This window comes from Micromonospora sp. NBRC 101691, assembly GCF_030269285.1.
GTDB lineage: Bacteria > Actinomycetota > Actinomycetes > Mycobacteriales > Micromonosporaceae > Micromonospora > Micromonospora echinospora.
In genome coordinates, this window is record NZ_BSTB01000010.1 from 70,565 (window position 1) to 93,391 (window position 22,827).

General features: G+C 66.6%; 15 protein-coding genes, 1 tRNA gene and 2 pseudogenes. 11 read left to right on the forward strand and 7 right to left on the reverse strand.

Features of this window, described 5'->3' with window-relative positions; all coding sequences use genetic code 11:
• Nucleotides 1-4: 4 nt before the first annotated feature.
• Nucleotides 5-1,285, reverse strand: a complete 1,281-nt coding sequence (locus QSK20_RS17205) for an NsdA family TPR-like regulatory protein (protein ID WP_285789597.1) — start codon at nt 1,283-1,285, stop codon at nt 5-7.
• Nucleotides 1,286-1,957: 672 nt separating this feature from the next.
• On the opposite strand from QSK20_RS17205, the gene QSK20_RS17210 reads away from it, so the two are divergent.
• The 9 genes from QSK20_RS17210 (at nt 1,958) to QSK20_RS17250 (ending at nt 9,737) form a co-directional block, all read left to right on the forward strand.
• Entirely contained in the window at nt 1,958-2,266 is a 309-nt protein-coding gene (locus QSK20_RS17210) for a hypothetical protein (protein WP_285789598.1), read from the forward strand.
• Nucleotides 2,267-2,286: 20 nt separating this feature from the next.
• On the forward strand, nt 2,287-2,571 hold the full coding sequence (locus QSK20_RS17215) for a DivIVA domain-containing protein (RefSeq protein WP_285789599.1): 285 nt from the start codon (nt 2,287-2,289) through the stop codon (nt 2,569-2,571).
• Between the two features lie 64 nt (nt 2,572-2,635).
• A complete protein-coding gene (locus tag QSK20_RS17220) occupies nt 2,636-3,364 on the forward strand; it encodes a GntR family transcriptional regulator (protein WP_285789600.1) in 729 nt (242 codons plus the stop codon).
• Nucleotides 3,365-3,477: 113 nt separating this feature from the next.
• Nucleotides 3,478-3,906: a hypothetical protein gene (locus tag QSK20_RS17225; protein WP_285789601.1), complete on the forward strand. Its 429-nt coding sequence runs from the start codon at nt 3,478-3,480 to the stop codon at nt 3,904-3,906.
• A 436-nt stretch (nt 3,907-4,342) separates the two neighbouring features.
• Entirely contained in the window at nt 4,343-5,725 is a 1,383-nt protein-coding gene (locus QSK20_RS17230; protein ID WP_285789602.1) for an FtsK/SpoIIIE domain-containing protein, read from the forward strand.
• A complete protein-coding gene (locus QSK20_RS17235) occupies nt 5,722-6,360 on the forward strand; it encodes a DUF2637 domain-containing protein (protein WP_285789603.1) in 639 nt (212 codons plus the stop codon). Before QSK20_RS17230 ends, QSK20_RS17235 begins: the two co-directional genes overlap by 4 nt.
• Nucleotides 6,357-8,177, forward strand: a complete 1,821-nt coding sequence (locus QSK20_RS17240) for a replication initiator (RefSeq protein ID WP_285789604.1) — start codon at nt 6,357-6,359, stop codon at nt 8,175-8,177. The genes QSK20_RS17235 and QSK20_RS17240 overlap by 4 nt, the downstream gene beginning before the upstream one ends.
• Complete coding sequence (locus tag QSK20_RS17245) at nt 8,167-8,352, forward strand: helix-turn-helix transcriptional regulator (RefSeq protein ID WP_285789605.1); 186 nt, start codon at nt 8,167-8,169, stop codon at nt 8,350-8,352. The genes QSK20_RS17240 and QSK20_RS17245 overlap by 11 nt, the downstream gene beginning before the upstream one ends.
• Nucleotides 8,349-9,737 carry a tyrosine-type recombinase/integrase gene (locus tag QSK20_RS17250; RefSeq protein WP_285789606.1) on the forward strand — a complete coding sequence of 463 codons (1,389 nt, stop codon included), beginning with the start codon at nt 8,349-8,351 and terminating at the stop codon, nt 9,735-9,737. Before QSK20_RS17245 ends, QSK20_RS17250 begins: the two co-directional genes overlap by 4 nt.
• 19 nt (nt 9,738-9,756) lie before the next feature.
• Here QSK20_RS17250 and QSK20_RS17255 read toward each other — a convergent pair whose 3' ends face one another.
• The 3 genes and pseudogenes from QSK20_RS17255 to QSK20_RS17265 form a co-directional block, all read right to left on the reverse strand.
• Nucleotides 9,757-10,665, reverse strand: a complete 909-nt coding sequence (locus QSK20_RS17255; RefSeq protein ID WP_285789607.1) for a DUF4365 domain-containing protein — start codon at nt 10,663-10,665, stop codon at nt 9,757-9,759.
• A 283-nt stretch (nt 10,666-10,948) separates the two neighbouring features.
• A tRNA-Arg gene (locus tag QSK20_RS17260) sits at nt 10,949-11,021 on the reverse strand.
• Nucleotides 11,022-11,445: 424 nt separating this feature from the next.
• Nucleotides 11,446-12,508, reverse strand: a pseudogene (locus QSK20_RS17265) (IS110 family RNA-guided transposase).
• Nucleotides 12,509-12,914: 406 nt separating this feature from the next.
• Between QSK20_RS17265 and QSK20_RS17270 the strand changes: the two are divergent.
• Nucleotides 12,915-13,187: pseudogene (locus QSK20_RS17270) on the forward strand (transposase family protein); the annotation flags it as partial.
• 318 nt (nt 13,188-13,505) lie between these two features.
• Here the strand turns inward: QSK20_RS17270 and QSK20_RS17275 are convergent.
• Nucleotides 13,506-14,840 carry a Shedu anti-phage system protein SduA domain-containing protein gene (locus QSK20_RS17275; RefSeq protein WP_285789608.1) on the reverse strand — a complete coding sequence of 445 codons (1,335 nt, stop codon included), beginning with the start codon at nt 14,838-14,840 and terminating at the stop codon, nt 13,506-13,508.
• Nucleotides 14,841-15,036: 196 nt separating this feature from the next.
• Between QSK20_RS17275 and QSK20_RS17280 the strand changes: the two genes are divergently transcribed.
• Nucleotides 15,037-15,333, forward strand: coding sequence for a transposase (locus tag QSK20_RS17280; protein WP_502888924.1), 297 nt, complete (start codon nt 15,037-15,039; stop codon nt 15,331-15,333).
• A gap of 177 nt (nt 15,334-15,510) precedes the next feature.
• On the opposite strand, the gene QSK20_RS17285 is transcribed toward QSK20_RS17280, so the two are convergent.
• Both QSK20_RS17285 and QSK20_RS17290 read right to left on the reverse strand, forming a co-directional pair.
• The gene (locus QSK20_RS17285) at nt 15,511-16,188 is read right to left on the reverse strand and encodes a DUF1877 family protein (RefSeq protein ID WP_352232297.1); all 678 of its coding nucleotides are present in this window, start codon (nt 16,186-16,188) and stop codon (nt 15,511-15,513) included.
• 255 nt (nt 16,189-16,443) lie between these two features.
• A complete protein-coding gene (locus tag QSK20_RS17290) occupies nt 16,444-22,806 on the reverse strand; it encodes an RHS repeat domain-containing protein (protein WP_285789610.1) in 6,363 nt (2,120 codons plus the stop codon).
• Nucleotides 22,807-22,827: the final 21 nt, after the last annotated feature.

Consider the following 22,827-nt stretch of genomic DNA (forward strand, 5'->3'; position numbering starts at 1 on the left):
TGCCCTATCGGGGCAGGGCGTTCGCGGGGGCGTGGGTGAAGTGCTCGATGCCGTCGATGAGTTCGCGGGCGTCGCTGGAGAGGCCGTTGCGGATGATCGCCTGGTGCACCCGCCGGACGGAGTGCATGATGCCGTTGATGCGCTGCTCGGCGGGCAACTCCAGGACGGGGGCCAGTGCGTCGGTGGCGGCGTCGAGTTCCCGGTTCGCGACTCGGGCTATCGCCAGGTTGGTGTGGGAGCCGGCCTGGTCGCCGAAGGCCCATGCCGGGTCGTTCGGGTCGGCGTACGCGTGGACGGCGCGCAGGGCGTACTGCTCGGTGTTGCGGGCCTCGCCGGGGAGCCAGGCGAGAGCATCGCTGGCGTAGTAAAGGGTTCGGGGCTGGTTGAAGGTGCAGATGCCGCCCATCTCGTCCATCTCGTCGGGCATCACGCGCGACCAGGCTTCCTCGGCCTCGGTGATGGCGGCCTTGGCCTGCTCGGCGTTGCCCAGGGCGGCGTAGGCGCGAGCGGCACTGACCGGAAGCCAGACGGCGGTGGTGCCGCCGGCTCGGGTGGCGAACTCTCGGCCGGCTTCGGCGTAGCGGACGGCTTCGGCGTACCTGCCGGCCCAGTAGGCAACCAGCGATTGCAGCCCGCGCAGCCACGCCTGCAATCCGGGGTGCCCGGCCTGGTCGGCGCAGAGTACGGCGGTACGGGCCTGGAGCATCGCGGAATGCGGGTCGGCCATGTCGTGCGAGACCTTTGCGAGCAGGCCGCTGGCGATGCCGGCGAGGAAGTGAAGGTTTCGCGACTGGGCCGGCGGCTGCCGGCGTTCGAGGAGCGTGAACAGGGTGTCCTGGGTCTCGACCAGGTCGGAGAGGATGTGGCTCACCGGCCGCTGCGGGTAGGCCAGCGCGAGGCGCTGCACCTCCTCAGCGAGTTGATTGATGGCGGCCGGAGAGGTGGCTTCGGCGGCGAGCATGGCGTACTGGCGGGCGCGTTGTGCGGCCATGGCGAGGAGGTTCCTTTCGGTGCCGGCGCCGATGGGCTCGACCATGAGGTGACGGTCCGGCGCGGGGATGAGAGAGGTGGAAGTCCAGGGGCGCTGTAGTTCGTCGACGGACTTGCCGAACATGGCCTGCATCGCGCGCCGGGTGGCGGGCGTGGATGAGGCCAGATCACGTTCGCCGCGTGCCAGCCGCCCGAGGTGCCGCGCGCTGATGGCAGCCCGCGGATCCATCCGGGAGAACTCGTCGGCCAGTTCCTCGTAGGTGCGGTCACTCTGCTGGATGAGGTACTCCAGCACGGTGCGAGGTTCGCGGCGTTCTCGTGCCATCGTCATGCCTTCCTGATGGGCTGTCTCCACGCTCGCCTGGTGAGGTCCCTCGGGACAATGCAGGTCCCCATGGTGTCCACTCGATGTCCCCCAGAGGTGCCTGTCCGGGTCCTCGATCGGTCTCCATCGTCCGACGGAACATCTCCATCATGGACGCCCTACCCACCGCAATTGTCCATGTACTTGCCGCTGACGCACATGGGCTGATCCGTCGTCGGCCTGGTCAGGCGCGAGTCAACCCCGGCATCGATCCGGGTGGCGTGCGGCTGGTCCGGTGTGTGGACGGCTCGCGTTCGCAGCCGGGGCCGTGCCGGTCGTCGCCGCCGGCTCCCCCGGCCTGTCGGGCGTGTGAGGGCCGGGGATGGAAGATCGCGAGTCCGCGCCGGGCACTGCGGGCACCGTGCGATCCGGACCGGTTGCAGCGGCGGCAGTGCCCTGACTGCGCAGGTACGGGCCGGGGTGCCCAACAGCCGACGGCGGTGACGGCTCCGGCGGGATAGCCGCTGGCGGACGGCGGTGGGCGTACGTCCCTCGAAGCAGGGCACCGGGGCGGGTGCCGGCAAGGAAGCGCGGTGTCGGCCGTGCTCGTGAAGCCCGCTCGCCTCGGTGCCCATCCACATCATCCGGCGAAGGTGACCCTCGATGGACCCGAAACCGGGCGAACTCGTCTTGTTGGATGCGCGGGCCTCGGTGCAGTTCGCAGGTACCCGGGCCCTGGTCGTCCGCGTGATCAAGGTGGAGGAGCGTCCGCCGTACGACCGGTGGGGCTGGATGACCGGCTACGTGCTCGACGACGTCGGCAACGCGACCGACCGTCGGGAGCTGTACGTCCAGTTCAAGGGACTCACCCGAGTCAACTCACCGCTCCAGACGGTGGCGCGCCGGCAGCGCGTTCCCGAATCACCGGCAAAGCGGAACAGGCCGGCTCGGAAGGCAACGACAGGTTCCTGAACTTTGACAGGAGGGCTCCCATGGCGGATCGAGCAGTAGGAGTTTTTCGGGCATCTTCCCGGCTGGTGCGGCTCTGCCCTGATCAGGTCAAGAGGACCCGCTTTCGCCGCACAGGGCTCGGCCGGCGCGGCCTGGCAGAAGATCACGTCTACGCGTTCCTCCGTCGGATCGCCGATGAGCTGACCGCCAGGAATGCGGCCGAAGCGGGACTCCGAGAAGAGAACGCGCGACTCAAGAACGCCTTACGTGAGTGGCAGAGTCTTCACGGGTCGAAGCCGCGCCGCCACCTGGCTGACCAGGGCTGATGGACAGATCCTGAGCAGCGCAGATAGCCTGTTGACAAGCCGAGTTGTCGTCTGGGGTGAGACGGTGCCGATCGAAGTTGCGCCGCCAAAGTACGTCATGATCGTCAATGCGGTGCAGCAGCGCATCGATGACGGCACGTACCCATCGGGAACGATGCTGCCCAGCGAAACTGAGTTGATCCGGGAGTTCGGTGCTTCCCGGCCGGTCGTGGTCCGGGCGTTGGACCTGCTCCGGCAGGACGGCTGGATTGAGAGCAGGCAGGGCAAGGGCCGGTTCGTGCTCGGTCGGCCTGGTGGCGGCCAACGTCAACGGGAACGCCGCTACGGGGTGCTGGAGGACGACGAACGGGCCGAGTCGACCCTGCTCGGTGCCGGGCCAACGACTGCCACGCCACGAGCGGCGGCGGCCCTCGGGCTGCAACCAGGCGCGCCGGTGGTCGCGCGACGTCGCCTGATCACCGTTGAGGGGGTCGGCCCGGTCGAGCTGGGCACGGCGTTCCTCCCCGCTGATCTGGCAAAGGGCACCGGCGTGGGCGGGCAGGAAGCGCTGCCTGACGGGCTGCTTCGGCACGTGGCATCCCGCAAGCGGCTGCGCTTCGACCACGTGACCGAGCGGATATCGGCGCGACTGCCCACACCGGAGGAAGCTGGACTGTTGCAGGTGGACGAGGCCGAACCTGTCCTTACCGTCCTGCTGTCCGTCTGCGATCGGACCGGGAAGCCGCTTCTCGGCGTGGACCTGCTCCTTCCGCCATCGCGGCACGACCTCGAAGACGTGTACCCCCTCGACTGATCCAGGCAAATACCTCACTTGACAAGTCGAGTTCGACGCTCCTACCTTTGACTCACCTTAACAAGTCGAGTTGTTGAGTTAGCGGGTCGATCTGGAGGCTGATCGTGGTTCCGATGACGTTGAAGGTGCCGGTTCCGTTCGAGTACGTCTTCCCGGCCGGGGCGCTGTGCCTGGGTGTGTCTCCGCAGGTCGACTTTGAGCGGCGTGGTGAGGCGGACAACCAGGCGCGGGACAAGGAGACCGGTGAGCGGGTGTGGGTGGTGCGGGTGATGGACCTGGACCCGGAGGCCGGGAAGTTCGGTCGGTCGACCGAGGTGAAGGTGAAGGTGGTGGCGGCGCATCAGCCGGTGCCTCCGGCGTCGACGGTGCCGGGGTATCCGCCTGCGGTGCAGTTCGAGGGCCTGACTCTGACCCCCTATGTGGATTCGCAGCGGTGCAAGCCGGGGCGTTCGTCGGGTGAGTGCCGGTCGCGGATGGCGTACTCGCTGCGGGCGACGGCGATGGGTCCGGCGGCGGTGGCTGCCGCGTCGGCTGCGGCCTGACTGCCTGCTCTTAGTAACGCGCGGGGCGGGTCGTTTCCCCGCCAAGAGTCCCGGCCCGTCCCGCGCTCTCCCATCCCTCACGTGTGAAGGAGGGCGTGATGCCCACCGTAGTTCAGCCTGCCCTGATCCCCCTCCTACTCCTACTCCTCGCCGGGGCGGCGTTCGTGCTGTCCCGTCGTCCCCTCGTCGCCCTGCGGTACGCCTTCCGGGAGATGGAGGCGGCTCTCCGGTCGGCGTTGCGGTTGCCGCCGGCTGCGGCGAGGGTGTGCGCGATCCGCTGTCCGCGTTGCCGTCGCTGGGTGAAGCCTCGCCGGTTCGACCTACAGCGCATGGCCTGCCGGGGATGCCTCATCCGGTTTGGCGCGCGGTCGGTGCGGGGCGGTGACCTGTGCCTCTGATTAACGTGATCCCAGGGGACAAGATCCCCGTAGCGCCGATGAACCTGCGCCTGCCGGCGTGGCGGATACCGGGCTGGCTGCTGGTGTTCTGGTGGCTCCTACGCGGCCTGGTCCGGGTGACGGTCCTGGCGGTGCGGTACTGGTGGCTGACCGTCCCGACCGGCCTCGCTCTCTGGCTTCGGTTGGAGTATGGCGGCCTGGTCCTCGCCTCCCTCGCACTGGCCGTTGTAGCCGTCTGCATGGCCTGGTGGCGGTGGCATCCGGTGTCGTGGTTGCGGTTCGGCTGGTATCCGATGGTCGCCCGGGTGCGGGCGCTGGTGGTGTACCGGGGCCGGTGGTCGTCGGTGATGGCGACGTGCGGTCTTGCGACGGTGTTCGGCGGTGATCGGTACGTGCCCCGGCTGCTGCGGGTGCGCTGCGATCGGTACGGCGATGAGCTGACGGTGCGGATGCTGCCCGGCCAGATCCCCGACGACTGGGCGCAGACGGCCGAACGTCTCGCCTATGCCTTTCGTCTCCGCGAGGGTCACGCCCGGTCGACCAGCCGCCCGGATCGGGTGGTGATCCGGTTCCTACGCCGCGACCCCCTGGCCGCGACCGTCAACCCGCTGCCCGTACCCAACGTGCCAGACCTCAACGGTCTGCCGCTCGGGATACGGGAGGACGGGCTGCCGTACCTGCTGCGGCTGGCCGGTACTCATGTGCTCGTCGCCGGGGCGACGAACGCGGGCAAGGGCTCCGTCCTGTGGTCGCTGATCCGCTCTCTGGCCGGTGGTATCCGGTCGGGGTTGGTGGAGGTGTGGGCGTTCGACCCCAAGGGTGGCATGGAACTCGCCGCCGGTGCCCCGCTGTTCGCCCGGTTCATCTACGACGACCCGGACGGCATGGCCGGCGTCCTGGAAGAGGCCGTCAAGCGCATGCGACTGCGGGCGGCCCGGCTGCGCGGGGTCACCCGCCAGCATGTGCCGTCGGTGGATGAACCGCTCCTCGTCCTGGTCGTCGACGAGCTGGCCGCGCTGACGGCATACATCACGGATCGGAAGGTCCGCGACCGGATCAAGGAAGCCCTCGGCCTGCTCCTGTCCCAAGGTCGCGCCGTAGGCATGCACGTGATCGCCGCGTTGCAGGACCCACGTAAGGACGTGCTGCCGTTCCGGGACCTGTTCCCCACCCGCATCGGCCTGCGGCTGACGGAAGCCGAACAGGCGGACATGGTCCTCGGCGACGGCGCACGCGACCGAGGCGCGCTCTGCGACCGCATCCCCGAATCCCTACCCGGCGTCGGCTACGTCGCCCTCGACGGCGTCCGCGAACCCGCTCGGGTGCGGTTCTCCTACCTCACCGATGACGACATCCGGCAACTCGGCCGGGACTACCAACGACACGACCGCAACGACGACGACCAGGAGGTGACCAAGTGAAGACGCACGCGGACCGGGTGGAAGGCGTGGTCCTGGTGCTCATCGTCCTCGTCGTCGGCGGGCTGGCCGGGGCGGCGTCGTTCACCCACGTCCATCACTGGACGATGGAGAACTCCCCGGCCGGTACCGGGGACTGGTTCGGGTGGGCCAACGCCGCTATCTCCGAACTGCTCCCGCTGGCGGCGCTGCTGACGATTCGGCGTCGCCGCCGGACCGGCGGACCGATCGGCTACCCGATGTTTCTCCTTGTCGCGGCTGTCGCGCTGTCCCTGGCGGCCCAGTTGGCGGTGGCGAAACCGGGCCTGTCCGGGTGGCTGCTCTCGGCCGTGCCCGCGCTGGCGTTCCTCGGCCTGACCAAACTCGTCTTCTCCAGCACCCCGACCACCGTCGCCGTACCGGCCGGGGACAAGCCGGTCGATGACGGCGGCTCGATCGCTGTACTGCCCGAGGTCGTTGACGACCAGGCGCACGCCGACACGGGCCCGATGGCGGACGCCGACCAGCGGGAGCGCGACGACCAGGCCGTGACCGTCGAACCGGTAATGCCGGTCCGACGTGCGGGTCTGGTGCCGGTCTCGGCGGCGGCGTTCGTCCCGCGTAACGGATCGTCGTTCGCCTCGGAGGGCGGCCGATGAGTCAACTCGAACTGATCCCGTCCGCCCCGACCGTCCAGGAGCCTCGGCCGGGGTCACGGGCGGCCCGGATGCGCCAACCCCTCGCCAAAGACGCGCTCAAGCAACTCGCCGAGCAACACGGCGTCTGCGTCCGCCCGCTCGCCCTGAGGCGCACCGACACCGTCACAGGCCTGACCGAGGTCGTGGAGGTGCCCTGCGGGGCAACCCTCGCCGCCAAGTGCAAGCCCTGCGCCGAACGGGGGCGGCGGCTGCGTATCCAGCAGGTCCGGGAAGGCTGGCACCTCGCCGACGAACCCGCCGTACAACCGGACCGGCCGGGGGAAGACGCGCTCGCCCTGGTCCGGGTCCGGGCGCATCTGGAGTTCGAACGCGAGGCGTTGAACTACCAGCCGATGCACCCCGACCAGCGGGCCGCGCAGATCGTCGACGTCGACGCCGCCATAGCCGAACTGGACGAAGCCCTCGCCGAAACCAGCCTCCGAGGCCACCTCACCCCGAAGGAACGCGACGAGCGGCCACGCCGGAAGCGATCGACCCGACGGCGGCAGGACTCACCCGATCTACCCCGCCTGCCGGTCGACCCGCGCACCGTGGGCCGGGCCTACTCCGGGCGGTCGGGCAAGACCCACCGTCCGTCGATGCTGGTCACGCTGACGCTCGGCTCGCACGGGCCGGTGCACTCCCACATCCGGCGGGGCGCCTACGTCGCGCCGTGCGAGTGCGGGCAGCGCCACGGGCCACACGATGACCTGCTCGGCACCCCTGCCGACCCCGCCAGCTACGACTACCGACGGGCGGCCCTCGACGCGATCCACTTCGCGCGTGTCCTCGACCGGTGGTGGCAGAACCTGCGCCGTGCTGCGGGCTGGAACGTCCAGTACGCGGGCGCGGTCGAGCTGCAACGCCGACTCGCCCCACATGCGCACTTCGCCATCCGGGGCACCTTGCCCCGACGACTGCTCAAGCAGATCGCCGCCGCCACCTATCACCAGGTCTGGTGGCCACCCTTCGACGAACTCGTCTACCCGGTCGACAAGCCCCCGGTGTGGGACGTCGACCGACAGGCGTACGTCGACCCCAAGACGCGCGAGCCGCTGCCCACCTGGGGTGAAGCCCTCGACGCCTTGGAGGAACCCGACAGCCGGCCCGCCTACGTCGCCCGACTCGGTCGCATCGACGCCCGCGGCATCGACCAGGGCACCAAGGACGCTGAACGGTCCATCCGCTACGTGACCAAGTACGTCACCAAAGACCTGACCGACCAGGCACGGCCACGCTCCGACGCACAGAAAGCCCACTTCGACCGGCTCCACGCCGAACTGGCCGTACTGCCCTGCTCACCGACCTGCGCGAACTGGCTGCTCTACGGCGTACAACCCGACGGCGTCAAGCCAGGCTTGACCCCTGGCCGCTGTACCGGGAAGGTCCACCAACGCACCACCCTCGGTTTCACCGGTCGGCGTGTGCTCGTCTCCCGCCAGTGGTCCGGCAAGACCCTCGCCGACCACCGCGCCGACAACCGGGCCTGGGTGCGAGCCATCCTCGCCGGCGGCATGGCCGACACCGAGGAGCATGACCAGGCCGCCGATGAGGCGGACGGGCCGAAGCGGTACCGGTTCGAACTCGCCCGCCCCGAAGACCCTGACGTGCCGCCCTTGGAACACCGCCTCCTCCGCGCTATCTCCGCACGCATCCGCTGGCGCGCAGACCTCGACACCGCACGGTCACGAACAGCCGCCGCGGTTCCAGCAACCGGCGTTCTCCTCTCCCCTGCTTGCCTGAACCATTCGGAGGACCGAGCCCCTCATGGAAAGTGAGCTGCTGACCGTTCCGGAAGTCCTCGCCGTACTCAACGGCGTTTCGCGGCGGACCTTCTACCGCTGGCGTGAGCTGGGCATCGCTCCGGAGTGCATCAAGCTCCCCAATGGTGAGCTGCGCGTCGAACGGCGCGACCTACGGGCGTGGCTGGAGCAGCACCGGGAGGCCGCGTGAAGTCGCGGTCGGTACGGGTTTGGGACATCCGCGTCAACAAGGGGGCCGGCAAGAAGAAGACGTATACCGTTCGGTGGATCGTCGGCGGGCGGGAGAAGTCGCGCAACTTCGCTACCCGTGCGCTGGCGGACAACTACCGGTCGGACCTGATGCAGGCGATCAATCGGGGAGAGGCGTTCGACGCCGCCACCGGCCTGCCCGACTCGATGGTGGAAAGCAAGGCCGCCGTGTCGTGGCTGGAGTTCGTTCAGGCGTACCTCGACATGAAGTGGCCCGGCGCGGCGGCGAAGTCCCGGGGAAGCATGGTCGACGCCTTGGTGACGGTGACGCCGGTACTGGTACGCGACCAGGCTGGGCGACCGTCGGCGGACGAGCTGCGGCGGGTGCTGCGGGATCACCTTCTGCCGCCGGCTCTCCGAGAAACGGAGGTACCGGCGGAGCTTGGTCCGACGTTGCGGTGGTTGCGGCGGGCTTCGCTTCCGATGACCGAGGTGGGTGAGCCGGCGACCGTACGGGCGGCCCTGGATGCCCTGGCGCTGCGCCTCGACGGGCGGCCGGCGGCACCGACGACGGTGCGTCGGAAGCGGTCGGTCTTCTACAACGTGCTTCAGTACGCCGTCGAGCTGGAAGCGCTGGACTTCAACCCGGTCGACAAAATCCGGGTACGGGCACAGCGGACGAAGGTCGCCGAGTCGATCGACCGGCGGGTGGTGGTCAACGGTCGGCAGGCGCGAGATCTGCTGACGGCTGTGTCCTACGTCGGCGAGCGGGGCCGGGTCGGTCGCGGTGAGCGCCTGGTCGCGTTCTTCGGCTGCCTGTACTTCGCCGCGCTGCGTCCGAGCGAGGCGCTGGCCCTGCGCAAGCAGGACTGCCACCTGCCGGCGGCCGGCTGGGGCCGGCTGGTGCTGGTCGACAACCGGCCCCAGGCGGGCAAGCGGTGGACCGACAGCGGCGAGGTGCACGACCGGCGCGGGTTGAAGCATCGGGCGGCGGCAGACTCGCGGGTCGTACCGATCCCGCCGGAACTGGTGAGCCTCCTACGGCGGCACGTCGACCGGTTCGGCGTCGCCGACGACGGACGGCTGTTCCGCAGCGCGAAGGGCAACGTGGTGGCCGCCTCGACCTACTCGCGGGTGTGGAAGGCCGCGCGGGAGCTGGCGCTCACTCCGGCTCAGGTGGCGTCTCCGCTCGCCGGCCGGCCGTACGACCTGCGGCACGCGGCGGTGTCACTCTGGCTGAACTCCGGTGTCCCGGCGACCGACGTCGCCGCCCGCGCCGGGCACTCCGTTGACGTGCTGCTCAAGGTGTACGCGAAGTGCATCGACGGTCAAGAAGGGACCGTCAACCAGCGCATCGAGGCCGCACTGAACAGCTCTGATCAGTGAAGAGGAACAGCAGTTTGAGCTAATCTTCCATTCTCCATGGAACTTCAGAAGTTCCACCAGAACGCATCCACTCAGTGGCCCCAAAGCAAGCAGAAATCCAGCTCGCCTCGTGAGAGTTCAAAAAATACCCCGCCAAGGTTGGCACCTGAAAAAAATGAGCAAACTGAGAAACAGTCCGCGTCGCATCATCCGGAGGAAGCGCAGAAAGAATATCTGCCGGAATCTTGGACATCAGAACCTTTGCAACGTCCTCCGATGACCCCTCCAGTAACCCAAAGCTGAGCATGTCAGGCGTAATCCTCATCGGCGGATCCCAGCCAAGGTCACTGTGCCACAGCGTCGCAAAATCCTCCCCCGGCCGCTGCCAGAAGATCAGGTCCTCGTCGTGCTCATTTCGGAAGTACTCGACACGGTCACGCTCCTCAAAGTCAGCACCCACCATGTCACTGAGCCGTGCGCGGATCGCTTGGTGCCCATGATACCGGCCGACATAACCGCAGACCGTCGACGTAAAGCCGTCAATCGTGTTGTCATCCAACACTTTCTTTTCAAGCCAAATCGATTTAAGTGTCCGCCCCCGCCAATCAGCCACCCGCAGGCACTTGGTGGCATTCTCCCACAACAAGCGACCAGAATCAGGGTCATGCACTACAATAAGGACGGGTACGTTTCCTTGTCGCCAGTCGTCAGCCCATTTAGCAATGTTCAGACGATAGCCGACTCCCGACCGGTAAGACCTACCACCTTTTACCTGCACTCGAACCGTAATGCCCGTTCGCTTCCGATTTTTCACCAACTCCACATACAAATCTTCACCAAAATCATTGGTCGACTTCTCCTCAACCAGATGCCCGTGCCTTTCAAGCAACGAACGAACCAGATTAACCGCATTTCTACCCGTAGTGTGAGAATAGGGAATATCAGACATTCACTCCTCCAGGCGAATCTGCCTTGGCAGAAGAATCCTAAGAGGACGGATACTTGATCATCACGACAGAGGGGCCCCGCAACAGGGGCCACCGCCGGAGTCGAACCGGCCGCACGGGGGTCAACCAGGGGCTCGACCTGGGGAAACACCTTCAAGATCGATCCGTGAATAGTCCGCGGACGGCGACAAACAGCGACTCCGGGTGGCACACCACTGCACAGGCCACGCCATCGATGGCGGAAAGTATCCGCAGGCCACGGGCCGTTTGGGCTGATCTTAGAGGTGCCCCCGGCAGGATTCGAACCTGCGACACACGGTTTAGGAAACCGATGCTCTATCCCCTGAGCTACGAGGGCGCGAGTGCCCAGTCTAGCGACCTGGGCGTTCACCTGGGGTGGCAGGGCGTGGCCTCCGTCGACCCGCGCTCCTCCGCCCCACCGGTAACCGTGTTCCCGCAGCCCAGAGCACACGCCGAGCACATCAACCCCCGTTTGCGACCATCGGCCGCCCACGGTGCCCCGCGTCGGCACCGGTTGACCCCGGTTGGCACCGGCCGGCGAGCACACGTCGCGCACATCAACCGGGGTCCGCTTGATTGGCTCGGGACGCTCGGGCGGCCGGAATCGGCGCGACTGCTCGACCGCCCGGCAGGCGGAGAGCGGTGTCCTACCGAGCCGCCCGCACCGAGGGTCTGCTGCACCGGTGGAACCGTGGCAAGATCTCGACTGCTAAGACGAGGCGGTCTGGGCGCTCGTGGGCAATGAGATGCTTCTATAACTGTCAAGGGGTGGTTCCTGCCGTGTGGGCGGCGGTCAGGGTCCGGAAGAGCTGCCTGCTGATGTAGCGCTTGAGGTTGCGCATGACCTCGCGTTTGGTGCGGCCTTCGGCGGTGCGGCGGGTGACGTAGGCGCGGGTGCGGGGGTCGTGGCCCATGCGGACCAGTGCGACGGTGTAGAGGGCTCGGTTGAGGCGTCGGTCGCCGCCGCGGTTGAGCCGGTGTCGGGTGGTGTTGCCTGATGAGGCCGGTAGTGGTGGTGCGCCGGCCAGGGCGGCGAACGCGGCCTCGGAGCGGATGCGTCCGGGGTGTGACCAGGCCAGCAGGACGGTCGCGGCGACGACGGCGCCGACGCCGGGCAGGTCGAGCAGTTGCGGCGCCTGCATGGTGACGGCTTCGTGCAGGGTGGTGTGGTTGGCGGCGAGTTCGGCGTCGAGGTCCCGGATGCGTCGGGCCAGGCGGATGGCCTCGGCTCGACAGACGGCCAGGGTTGGGATTCTCGTCTCGGGTGCGCCAGGCCGCGATGGTGGTGATGGTCGTGGTGGTCAAGGCGCGGCGGGCGTCGATGCCGAGGTTGACGGTGCGCAGGAGGGCGGTCAACGCGTTGACGGCTCGGGTGCGTTCGCCGCTCATCTGTTCGCGGGCGACGGTCAGGACCCGCAGGGCGGTGCGGGCACCGGTCGCGCGGGGCCAGCGCAGCTCGTTGATGTTCAGGCCGCGGGTTGCTTGGGCCATCGCGATGGCGTCCAGGGCGTCGCTCTTGCCATGGCGGCGCCTGCTGATGGCCGGGACGTCGGGTGCTTCGGCAACGGTCAAACCGGCTGCGGTGAGCTGTTCGGTGAAGGTGGCGCCGTAGGATCCGGCGCCGTCGATGACGATCAGCGTTGTGGTGTCCTGGGTGTGACGCTGGATCCAGGCGGTGGCGCGGCGCAGCCCGGCCGGGCTGGTCGGAAACTGGGCCTGCTGCTGGACCGCGCCGGTGCCGGCGGTGATCAGCGCGAGGGTGTGTGAGGCGGCGTGGGTGTCCACGCCGATGACGAAGTCGTAGTGGTCTGCGACGATGGCCATGGCGGCGTCCTGCCTTTCCGGGGAGACGTCGTGGCGGCGCCGGCCCGGGATGTGCTCTCGCGGCAGGACTGTGATGGGCCACGGCCCGCGGCCACGGGTCGGGCAAGCTTCTGATCAAGCCACCGAGAGGGGCAGGGCCGGCGCCCCGATCTCGAACCGGGTGGGCAGATCTCACTGAGAGCACCCCGCGGGGGCCACCATTTTCATGAGCCACACCCAGGCCCGCGACCATGACGCCGACCCTGCCAGCCAGCCCCAGGCCAGCCAAGAGCAACCTTCACAGCCTTTTTCATCCTGACCTTGCAGGTCACAGGCGGTGTGCCTAGCCCGGGGATCGATGAGGGCGAGGCTCCAGGTAAGACAGCAAATCGACCAAAACCCGATGCCCCGACCGGGAGCCTCGCCTGTGCTGTCTTACCCGTCCAGGATTTCGTTGTCCAGCCGGACCCTCAACCACCTCGCCGACCGCATCCGCCAGCACCGTAACCAGCAACGATCACGATGGCGGCACCTCGATGCGGCACGCCAGGCACTACTCGCCCTTGCCCATCTGCGTGACGGCGATACATACACCCGGCTGGCTCGCGGATTTGCGATCGGTGTCGCCACCGCCTGGCGCTACGCGCAGGAAGCGATCGCCCTGCTCGCGGCATCCGCCGACGACCTGGTCACCGCGATGATGAAACAAGGAGCGAGGTGATAGCCGCAGGCGGGCGACGCACGAGTGAGGGCATGACCCGCCTGTGCATCCCCGGAGTTCCGCAACTGAAGTACGTTCGTGGGCCGCGAGTCTTCGGGTGACCAGGACAAACACGTCCGGGCAGCGCGAGGATTCGTGTCACGGGGCCGAAGGTCTCCGTAAAGTCAGCGGCCTTCCGCCGTCTGGATTTGCGGCCCCGCTCAGGGCGGTACGCGACACCGTTCGGGCGCGCAAACCATAGCGACTGGCGCCCGAAGCGGAACCGGAGGGCAGCGAGGTCGGAGCGCGAACGGACCGCTACTCGAGGCTGTCCTCTTCGAAACGCAGCGCACGCTCGGCACCGTCAAGCAGGTCAGCGTAGGTGAGAACCTGGATGCGCGAGAGATGGGCGTTGTAGGAGCGGATGGCCTGTTCGATCCGGATACGGCTGACTGTATCGGTCGCGGCACGGTCCGGGTGGCCGATGATCACGGTCGCACGGCTGCGCCGGAAGTCGTAGGCAGGGCGCCCTTCGTTCTGCCGAAGTGTCTGTATTGTCGCGCCGGTTTCGTCCAGCGAGCGCAGGTAGTTGAGGCATTGGCTGACCGCCTCGTGTACCTCGTCAGCCACGATGAGGCTGCCGCGATGCTCACGAACCAGCCGGCCGGCAGGGCCTTTGAGTTCGACTATGTGCAGGCTACCGTCGGCGCTGACTAGGGGGATGTCGTACTGATCGAGCGGCACGATGCTGCGTTGCGCCATCGCGATGTACTGTCCGCCGAACAGCCAGTAGTTTCTGCTGATGGCAGCTTGCATTGCCGACTCGGTGGTTGCCGGTTCGAGCGCCAGGCGTTGAAGCTTGGCGACTACGTCACGGCGTCGCTGGATGACCGAAGCCTCTGCTGCGGAAAGACCCCGAGGCGTAGAGGTGATGCCCGACAGAATGTCCTCAATATCGGCACGGTCAGCCAGCGTCCTTCCGAAGGCTGTCGCGTCGTCGTCGGCCGCGCTGATCTGCTGCATACGCTCATCGGCCGCGCGAGAGAAGTGCGCGAAACTTAAAGCGTCGTCCGGCTCGGCGATGGTGAAATTAGGCGGCGGGGCCGTAATGACGAACCAGACCGCGTCGTACAAGCTGTCCTTGACGATCCTGCTGAGGAACGTGTGAATTCGGTCCTGATAAGACGTAACACTGGTCCCGGCGGCCGGGTCCGGAGAGTGGCGTGGGCGGGCCGAGGACTCGTTGTCCTCCACGATCATGACCAGGCCGACGAATGGCTTCACTTCCTGCAGCTGCGGCAGGCGATATGTCCGCGCGAAGTCGGTCGCCGCAGCGACAATTTCTTCCTGCCGATTGCGCATGTTGTTCCCGAGGGAGGGTCCGATCATGGCCTTGACGTCGATCGCCGCGATCGGCAGCTCGTCGTCGACGACTAGCAGGTCCCAGCGCCGGTTTCCCCATCCGTATGCGCCGGGAAGCTTCGGCGCCTGACGCGGCCGAATCGCGTTCCGGTCGACGCCGTGCCTCACCAGCATGTCCGTCAGCAGTTCCGTGATCGCGTCATCGCCCAGCATCAGTCGGCGCTCGGTAGCGGCGGCTTGGCGGTCCTGCCAGAACGCACGTATCGCGCGCGTCGCCGGATCGTCCGTCACATGCTTCTCTTTACGTCTCGGTGGGGTGTCATGCCGTCGGCGGTACACCGTAGTTCATTGAGATGCTTCTATAACTGTCAAGGGGTGGTTTCTGCCGTGTGGGCGGCGCTACCGCATCCGTGACCGCAAACGCTGGCGCGAGTTCCTCGGCTTCCTCAAGACCCTGCGCCGCCGCTGGCCGACCGAGGAGCTGTACCTGATCTGCGACAACTTCTCCCCACACAAGCACCCCGAAGTCCGAGCCTGGTGCGCCACCAACCGGGTCGACCTGGTGTTCCTGCCGACCTACGCGTCCTGGCTGAACTGGATCGAGGCCGAGTTCGCCGCCGTCCGCTACTTCGCCCTCAACGGCACCGACCACCGCACCCACCCCGAGCAGGACGCCGCCATCGGCGCCTACATCCGATGGCGCAACCAACACACCCGACCGAAAACCGGGTTCGCGACCAACTCCAAGATCCGCCACCCGGATTACCCGTTCAAGGCTGCATGACGAGGCACTAGCCAACCAGGCTTACCCGAATCCCTCCGAAACTTTCCCGCCCGCGTGCGCCACGACGCCTGCCAGCAGGCAGCCTCAAACACGGCCCACAGATCGGCGAGAATTCCGTACCGCCAACCCGAAGACTCCTTCATGCCCACGACTATCAACCCGGCAGGGCATGTTCAGTCAGGCAGCCCAGAAAATGGTGCATTGGCCGTGACTGGCGGCAGCTTCGAAAAACTCCACCAATTCCCGGTACGGCTCGACCAGAAGTTCCTCTACCGCCGCAACTGTTTCATCGGTAACTCTCATACGACTTGCCTCTTCAGGCGGCAGCAGCTTTCCGTAGTTGGGCGAGTCAACGTCGAGATCGGCATAAACAACGTCCTCCGCCTCCAACACGGCGCGGATATGGGGGGTCAGCACCTCGTATGAGGTCCGACCAAGGCACCTCGCCACCACGGCAACCTCCTGAACGCTGAGCCACCATGAACCACACCCTTCCGTCCATGCTCTGAGCTCGTCAGGAAAGGGTGATCCACCGGTGATGGGATTGATCGGGAAGGCCACCGCGTCCATGAGCGGCGCAAGTCGCTTCCAAAACCGATCTAGATCGATGCGACAGGTCGGCTCAAATTTGGTCAACCGCCAGAATGCATCGATCGACGACAAACGGCGCAATTCTTCCAGATGCTCTGCGCTTAGACGCACGGACTCACCTAGGACACTCATCCTAAACAACCCTCCATGACGAGCAGCACTGCCAGCCTTACCGTTAGCACTCCGGCTTCGGCGGCCACTCAGGCGGCAGAACCCTTCTCTCCGCATAAGCAACCGACCAGAACCGGTGGCCAGTTCAACCATCGACAGCACCAGGTCCCAACGTCCCGACCTCCTTGTCGGTGTTGCTAAAGAGTAAACCACACGAAGCCGCGCGAACTAGAACGCGCCCTCACTGTGCCGACGTCCACTCCAGCCTCACCGCGGCGATTAATAATGCCAGTCAGGTACACGCCGAGACAATCACCAACGACGACCGCCATAGCTTTGCCTACAGCTACTCGCGGGCAGGTCGGGCGTGGCCTGACCTACCCGCGAGGGCGAGATGCCAACGAGTTCTTAGCCCATCAACGATGGGGGCATAGGACAATACATGCCGTACATTTCACACCATATTTCGGCTCTCTGTTCATCGCTCCCGAATATCTGAGAACCCTCGTAGATAAAGTGCAGGTCACCGACGACCCCGAGCGCCGCGCCTCCTCGGGCAACACCGGGCCCAACACCACCCTTACCAGTCTTGGGCGCGGCAGTTGGGCTGCGGGGAGCGACGGTGCGGGCCCGTGCCGCATCTCGCGCCAAGTTATGGGTCTTGCTGTACATCTCACCAGTGTCGAGCCCACTCTTGGGGTTGATCACCCGAACATTCGGGTTGCCGGCCAAGGCGTCACGCATCGCGGCCGCCTGCTTGTCGTCCTTTGCCACGAAGACGACGAACTGGGTCTGATTCTTCGCACCCTTATCGGTCGACATTTTACTAACGGCCGTTCCCGCATGCCTCACCTCTTCACCCGGCTTACCCTCGGTAAAATCATAGGAATCGACGCTGACAATCTTGCCATCAATCCAGGACACTTTGATCGCGTCTGACGTCGTGCCCGCAACCGTAACCTCACCCGCGGGAAGCGGCACAACCCCCTTCAATTTTCGGCTCTCGATATTATCTTCGTCTTGAAGAATGTAGCGAGATCCAGTTTTTGTCTTTGGGTCATAGTATTCACCAGAAGCTCTCAACTGTGCATTTAGGAAGTCCAGAGCAGCCTGGTCTTTGGGAGTAATTCCACCCTTCGGCCTTTGGCGGTGCGGAATTCCGTTCTGGTCGACGTAGATGGCGCTGGTGCCGCTTTGCTGAGTAAGCGGTGTCATGAGGAAACCGGAGGAACCGGAAGAACCGGAAGAACCTCCACCCCCCTCGAACCCCGGGAAGGCTTGGAGCCCGCTGGGATCGGAGAAAGTGACGGGATTGTTCCGTGCGTAAGTGTATCCGCCGAGTTCGCTCGGGTCGTTGGGGTCGATGAGAGGGTCGGCGGAGATGAACATGCCGAGGGCTGGGTCATACTCGCGGGCGCCGAGGTGTGTCAGTCCCGTGTTGTCCTGGGTGCCCCCCAGGAAGCCTCGGGTGTCGGGCCAGAAAGCGGGCGCGACGGTATCCCGTGACGAGCCGTACGGGGTGGTCCGCCGCCATGCGATCGCGCCGGTTGTGGCGTTGATGGTCGAGGTGGCGGTGTTGTGGTGGTCGGCGGCCTGGAAGAAGACGCCGTTACTGGTGCGGACAGCGACCGTCCTACCGGCGAAGGTGTAGTAACGGATCGCGGTCAAGGCGGTCCCGACCTGGCCCACCTCCATACCGGGAAGGAAGAGAGTGGTGCCGCCGGGATCCTTGCGGGCGATGCGGTTGCCGTCAGCGTCGTAAATGTACGTCGTGGCCTGTCCACCAGCCGGGGTGCTGCTGGCCAGATGGCCCTCGGCGTCCCAGGTCAGCGCCTGGTGTCCCGACTCGTTGCCGGCCTGACAGACGTTCGCCGCTGCGGTGTTGGGTCGGCACCGGGTGTTGCCTGCCGTGTCGTAGGCATACCGGTAGGTGCGGGTGCCGGCTGGTCCGTTCTCGGCAACCTGGGTAACGGTGTGCGGCTGGTTCTGACCCGTGCCCTGTTGGGGGAAGGTGTAGTCCCGCGTGGTGTCAGCGCCGCCGGTAGTGGAGTGAATGGTCTCGATATCGCGGTTACCGGCCGCGTCGAAGGTCCAGGAGTGGTGATAGGGCGCGGGACCGCTGACTCCGGTCTGCGCAACTCCATCTTCGCAGGCTGCGGTGGTGGTGTTCGTTGACCAGGCCTCGGTGAGCCGTTGGAGGTGGTCGTAGGTGAAGCACTGGGTGTCCCGGGCGCCGCCTTCGGGCGCGTCGGCTATGGACTGGACGTTGCCGGCTGCGTCGTACTGGTACGTCGCGTCCATGTCCACGACGGGGACGTTTTGGCGGTTTACCTTGGTGGTGGCCAGGCGCTCGGTGCCGCGCTCGTAGCCGTAGGTCAGCCACGCTTTTTTGCCGGTGCCCCCGGTGTAGAGCTCGGCCTGGAGCAACTGGTTGGTGTTGCTGTAGGAGGTGGCGGTGACGTAGCTGGTCGCGCCGCCCAGGGTGGTCGGCCGACGCAGGCTGTCGTACGTGGTGGCGATTGCCTCGGCGGCCATCGTGGTACCTACGGCCGGCATGCCGACCGACTGCACGGTGCCGTCAGTGTTGTATGCGGTCGTGAAGTCGTACGTCTTGCCGAGTTGGGCACCTACGCCGCCGGACGGGAAGCTGTAGCGGGTCTTGGTGGGGCGGTAGAGCTGGTCCCGGCTCATGACGATGGTGAAGTAGTTCTGGTTTCCGGCGATGCGTTGGCTGTAGTAGAGCTGTCCCTTGTTGCCGGTGTTGTCGTAGAACCAGGCGGCGAGTTTCGTGCCGGTTCCGGCGACCCCGCTCCAGACCTCGGTCTTACGGCCGAGGGCGTCGTACACGTACGAGAGCCGATCGCCCCGACTGTCGGTCGTGGCGGTCATCCGGCCCAGCGCGTCGTACTCGTAGGTGCTGTCGCCGGTGTCCGGATCCTCGACGCTCTCCCTGAGGTTGCGTTGGTTGTAGTGGTAGCGCCAGACATTGCCAGCGGGGTCGGTAACCGTCTCGAGCGATCCCGCAGACGTGTAGGTGTAGCGGGTGACATCGGCTGGACCAGTAGGGCTGCTGCCGTGGTACTGGTGAAGCTCGCTGGTGCGGCCCCGGCCGTTGACCACCACGGTGGTCGGCACACCGCCGTCGGGTGGGTCGATGCTGGTGCGGTCGCCCTGGTAGCTGGTGGTGGTCTCCCATCGGACGTCACCAGCGACCGAGAAGATGCCCTTGATCGGCCGGTCCGCGCCGTCATAGACGGTGGTCGTCTGACCGTTAACAGCGCCTTCAGCGGTGACGATCGGGACGTCACCGGGAGTGCCCGCCGCGAGGTAGGCGTCGTTGTTCTTGTACGCCTGTCCGGTGCCGTTGTAGAACGTGTCGGTCAGCAGCCAACCGCCGGCCGTGCCCGGAGTCTGGGTCTGGCGCAGCCGCAGCAGGCCGTCGTACAGCTCGTGGCTGGCCCGGTAGCTGCCGTCGTTGTTCAGCCGTTCTGTGGTGACAACGGTCGTCTTGTCGTTGCGCACCTGGTAGCGGAACTTCAGGCTGGGGTTGGCGCCCTGGGATCTGTCCCGGTCGGCCAGCCAAACCGCAGTGCGCCGGCCGAAGGCGTCGTACGTCAGGTCCGTGTACTTGTCGTTGGCGTCGAGGGTCCGGGTCGGCACCGAGTAGGCCGGGTCCAGGGTGACCGTCGAGACGTGCAGCAGCGGGTTGGTGGTCTTGATCTGTGTGGTGATGCCATTGGTGTCGGTGTACTGCGTGGCGGTGACGTTACCCTGGGCGTCCTCTGCCGTCGTTGGCCGGCTGTAGCCGTCGAGGGCGGTGGTCTTGGACGTGGTGAGATAGACGATGTTGGTGCCGTCGTAATGGTCGAGGTCCTCGGTGCGGGTGGGCGTGCCCTTGGTGGGTGCGACGTTCCAGCCCTGGCTGTCGTAGCTGGTGCGGGTGTCGGAGATCAGTTGAGTGGCGAGATCCGGTGTGGTGTCCGCGCAGCTGGCCGACACGGTCTGCACCCGGGACACGTAGGAGTACATGTGCTTGTCGGTGTTGTCGACGTAGTAGGTGCGGGTGCACCGGTCGTCGCCACCCTTGCCGGTGCCGACCTCGCCTAGGTCGTCGATCTCGACGATCCGACCGCGCCCGTCGCGCTTGCTGTCCAGCCGGGTTTCCAGCCATCGCTGGTTGCCCTCGGGGTCGTCGGGCAGTGCGGTCAGCTTGCGCGCTACACCGGTGCCCACCATTGCGGCGGTCAGGTCGCCCCAGCTTTCTGACTGGGTACGGGTGACCAGCCGCCAGGGTTCGTTGATCTCCTTGGAGACGATCGCGGTGCCGTTGTAGCGGGTCGACTCGTACTCGTGGCCGGACAGCTCGTCGTGGTCGGTGAAGGACTTGCCGGTGGAGTCGGTGACGGAGACGGTGGGCGTGGTGCCATCGGGCAACTTCCCGCCGCTCATGCCCTGCATGAAGTAGTGGTCGGTCCGTACGGGCATGGACTGGCCGTCGCCCGAGCGGACGATCACCTGCTGGTAACCCCGCCAGTCAGACCAGGTCAGGTCCTCGACCTTCGTGATGCCGTTCGGCTCCGCCTTGCGCCAGGTCGCATCGCCCACGTACTGGTAGGAGACGGCCATGTCGTCGTTGCCACCGACAAGGTCGTCGGTGACAACGCTTTCCACGACGTACTTGTGGAACCAGTCGGTCACCTTGTCCTCGTCATCGCCGCCGAGGGGGTTCCAGATCACCGGGAAGCAGCGCCGCGTCGACTCGCCAGGATCGGGGACGTTGGCCTTGGTGCAGTCTGGCGCCTTGTAGTTGATTGTGATCTGCGCGCCCGTGTCGGTCTTGATCGTGGCGAGGCGGTAGCGGATCAGCGGGCCCAGGTTGTCGTTGTCCCGGACGATGCGGTTGGCGAGCTGAATGCCGTCGAACTCGGTGGCCGGCGCGGTGATGTCGGTGCCGCCCCAGTGGCCGGTGCGGGTGAGCTTGGTCGGCCAGAGCGTCCTGGAGTTGTCGTCGTTGGCCTTGAAAGCGTGCTCGAGATTCCACGACTCGACCGGCGTCCATCCGGCGCCCTGACGGATCTGCGTCTGAATCCGGGTGAGCCGCTTACGGGTAAAGAAAGTCGGGAACCGTTGGGTGTCCTTGCAGTGAGTGCCCGCGGCGCAGATGCGGTCCTGGGGCACGTCCGGCCAGGAGGCGGCCGTGTCCTGGTTCAGGTCCTGCGGATCGCAGTCCACCGAGCCGCCGGGGATGCACCGTTCCTTGGTGCTAAAGACCACCCGCGCCGGGGTGTTGGTGGTGTAGGCCTGCTGGTCGCGCTGACCGTAGTCGATGCGGGTCAGGTAGCCGCCGCGGTCGTATTCGGTGCCGTCGACGTCCGTACGGCCGCCGCGGGCGTAGTGGTTGATCTCCCGGGCATAGAAGTAGGAGACGACGTTCCCGCGCGGGTCGATGACGTAGTCGAGGTTCCACCGCCACGCCTGGTCGCAGTAGGAGTCGGTGAAGCCACTGGGCTTGTGGCAGGGCTCACCGGAGTCGTCGCCATAGACCGGCAGCGACCAGGCTGACTTCGTCTCTTGCTTGTCGTCGGCCCAGCCGGGCAATCGGTTCAGGCCGAAGAAGTACTGCGTGCCGTCGGTGGTGGTGAGCTTCCAGTACTCGCCGTCATTGTCGCCGTTGGTCGCCCCGGTGAGCCGCTCGACGGTTGATCCGTCGTCATTGGACAGCTTCCACGTGTCGTCGTTGACTCTTACCAGCTCGCCGGAGCGGCCGGAGAGCACGATTGTTCCGTTCTGCCGGGCCCAGCACTGGTCGCCCGAGGTGTCGTGCCCGTCGTCGGAGCAGGGCTTGTAGCGACGCTCGATGAAGCCCGGCTCGTACGAGAAGCCCTCGCCGACCCAGGAGCCCTGGTTGTTGGTGGCCACCGTGCGGCCATCCATCGCCTGGGACGAGTAGCTGATCCCGACGGTGGGGCTGAAGCCGTTGGCGGTCGGCGGCATGCGGATGGGGTAACTCCAGCCGAAGCCACCCGTGCTCAGCACCGTCTGCCAGGAGGACGAGGGTGACAGCTTGGTGGCTCTGTAGTCGCCCTGCACGGAGGAGTCGCCGGCGGTCAGGGCCAGCAGGGTGGTGCCGGCCGTGGTGGTCAGGTCCGCCGTGACGGTCTGCGTGGTCGGGTCGTTGATCGACGACACAGGTGTGCCACGTCGGCACTCGGCACGGTCAGGCGTGGTCAGAGCGCATTCGGGCAGGCGGACCAGTCTCAGTCGGGCTCCCCAGTCACCGCCCACGGCGTGCGCGAACGCGCTGTAGCCGACCTTCAGGCCCATGGCGGCCAGCGGCGCGGCGGTGCCTACCCGCAGCACCGGACCGTCAAGGCCGGCGCGGGTGGATGCCGTGCGGTCGTACACCTGAATTCGGGCCTTCCCCGGGGCGGTGGCGGACCGGTTGGCGCGGGACCGGGTGACCGTGACGGGCAGCCCGCCGACGGTAGCGGTGGTGGTGCCAACATCGGCGGTGCCACCGACGGGCCAGGTGACCGGGTCGGGCCGGATCATCACCTTGTCCGCGGTCGGATCCGGCTTGGGCTTCTGCGCCCGCAGCGGGCTGCCCTTCGCCGGCTCGGCTTGTGGCGGGAGAGCCGGCGGGGCGGCGCTGGCGGCAGCCGGCGCCGGTGCCTGGATCTGGACGAGGCTCGCGCCGAGAACGACGGCGAGCAGGCTGGCGGAGAGCCGGAGCGCGCGGAGGCGCCACGCAGGGGTCAGTCGAGCGAGCATGATCCGTAACCACCACGGGAG

What these genes read in the sequence shown, in the direction of transcription:
- QSK20_RS17210 (WP_285789598.1), top strand. Translation starts at nt 1,958, where the DNA reads ATGGACCCGAAACCGGGCGAACTCGTCTTGTTGGATGCGCGGGCCTCG.
- QSK20_RS17215 (WP_285789599.1), top strand. Translation starts at nt 2,287, where the DNA reads ATGGCGGATCGAGCAGTAGGAGTTTTTCGGGCATCTTCCCGGCTGGTG.
- QSK20_RS17225 (WP_285789601.1), top strand. Translation starts at nt 3,478, where the DNA reads ATGACGTTGAAGGTGCCGGTTCCGTTCGAGTACGTCTTCCCGGCCGGG.
- QSK20_RS17230 (WP_285789602.1), top strand. Translation starts at nt 4,343, where the DNA reads ATGAACCTGCGCCTGCCGGCGTGGCGGATACCGGGCTGGCTGCTGGTG.
- QSK20_RS17240 (WP_285789604.1), top strand. Translation starts at nt 6,357, where the DNA reads ATGAGTCAACTCGAACTGATCCCGTCCGCCCCGACCGTCCAGGAGCCT.
- QSK20_RS17245 (WP_285789605.1), top strand. Translation starts at nt 8,167, where the DNA reads ATGGAAAGTGAGCTGCTGACCGTTCCGGAAGTCCTCGCCGTACTCAAC.
- QSK20_RS17255 (WP_285789607.1), bottom strand. Translation starts at nt 10,665, where the DNA reads ATGTCTGATATTCCCTATTCTCACACTACGGGTAGAAATGCGGTTAAT.
- QSK20_RS17285 (WP_352232297.1), bottom strand. Translation starts at nt 16,188, where the DNA reads ATGGTTGAACTGGCCACCGGTTCTGGTCGGTTGCTTATGCGGAGAGAA.
- QSK20_RS17290 (WP_285789610.1), bottom strand. Translation starts at nt 22,806, where the DNA reads ATGCTCGCTCGACTGACCCCTGCGTGGCGCCTCCGCGCGCTCCGGCTC.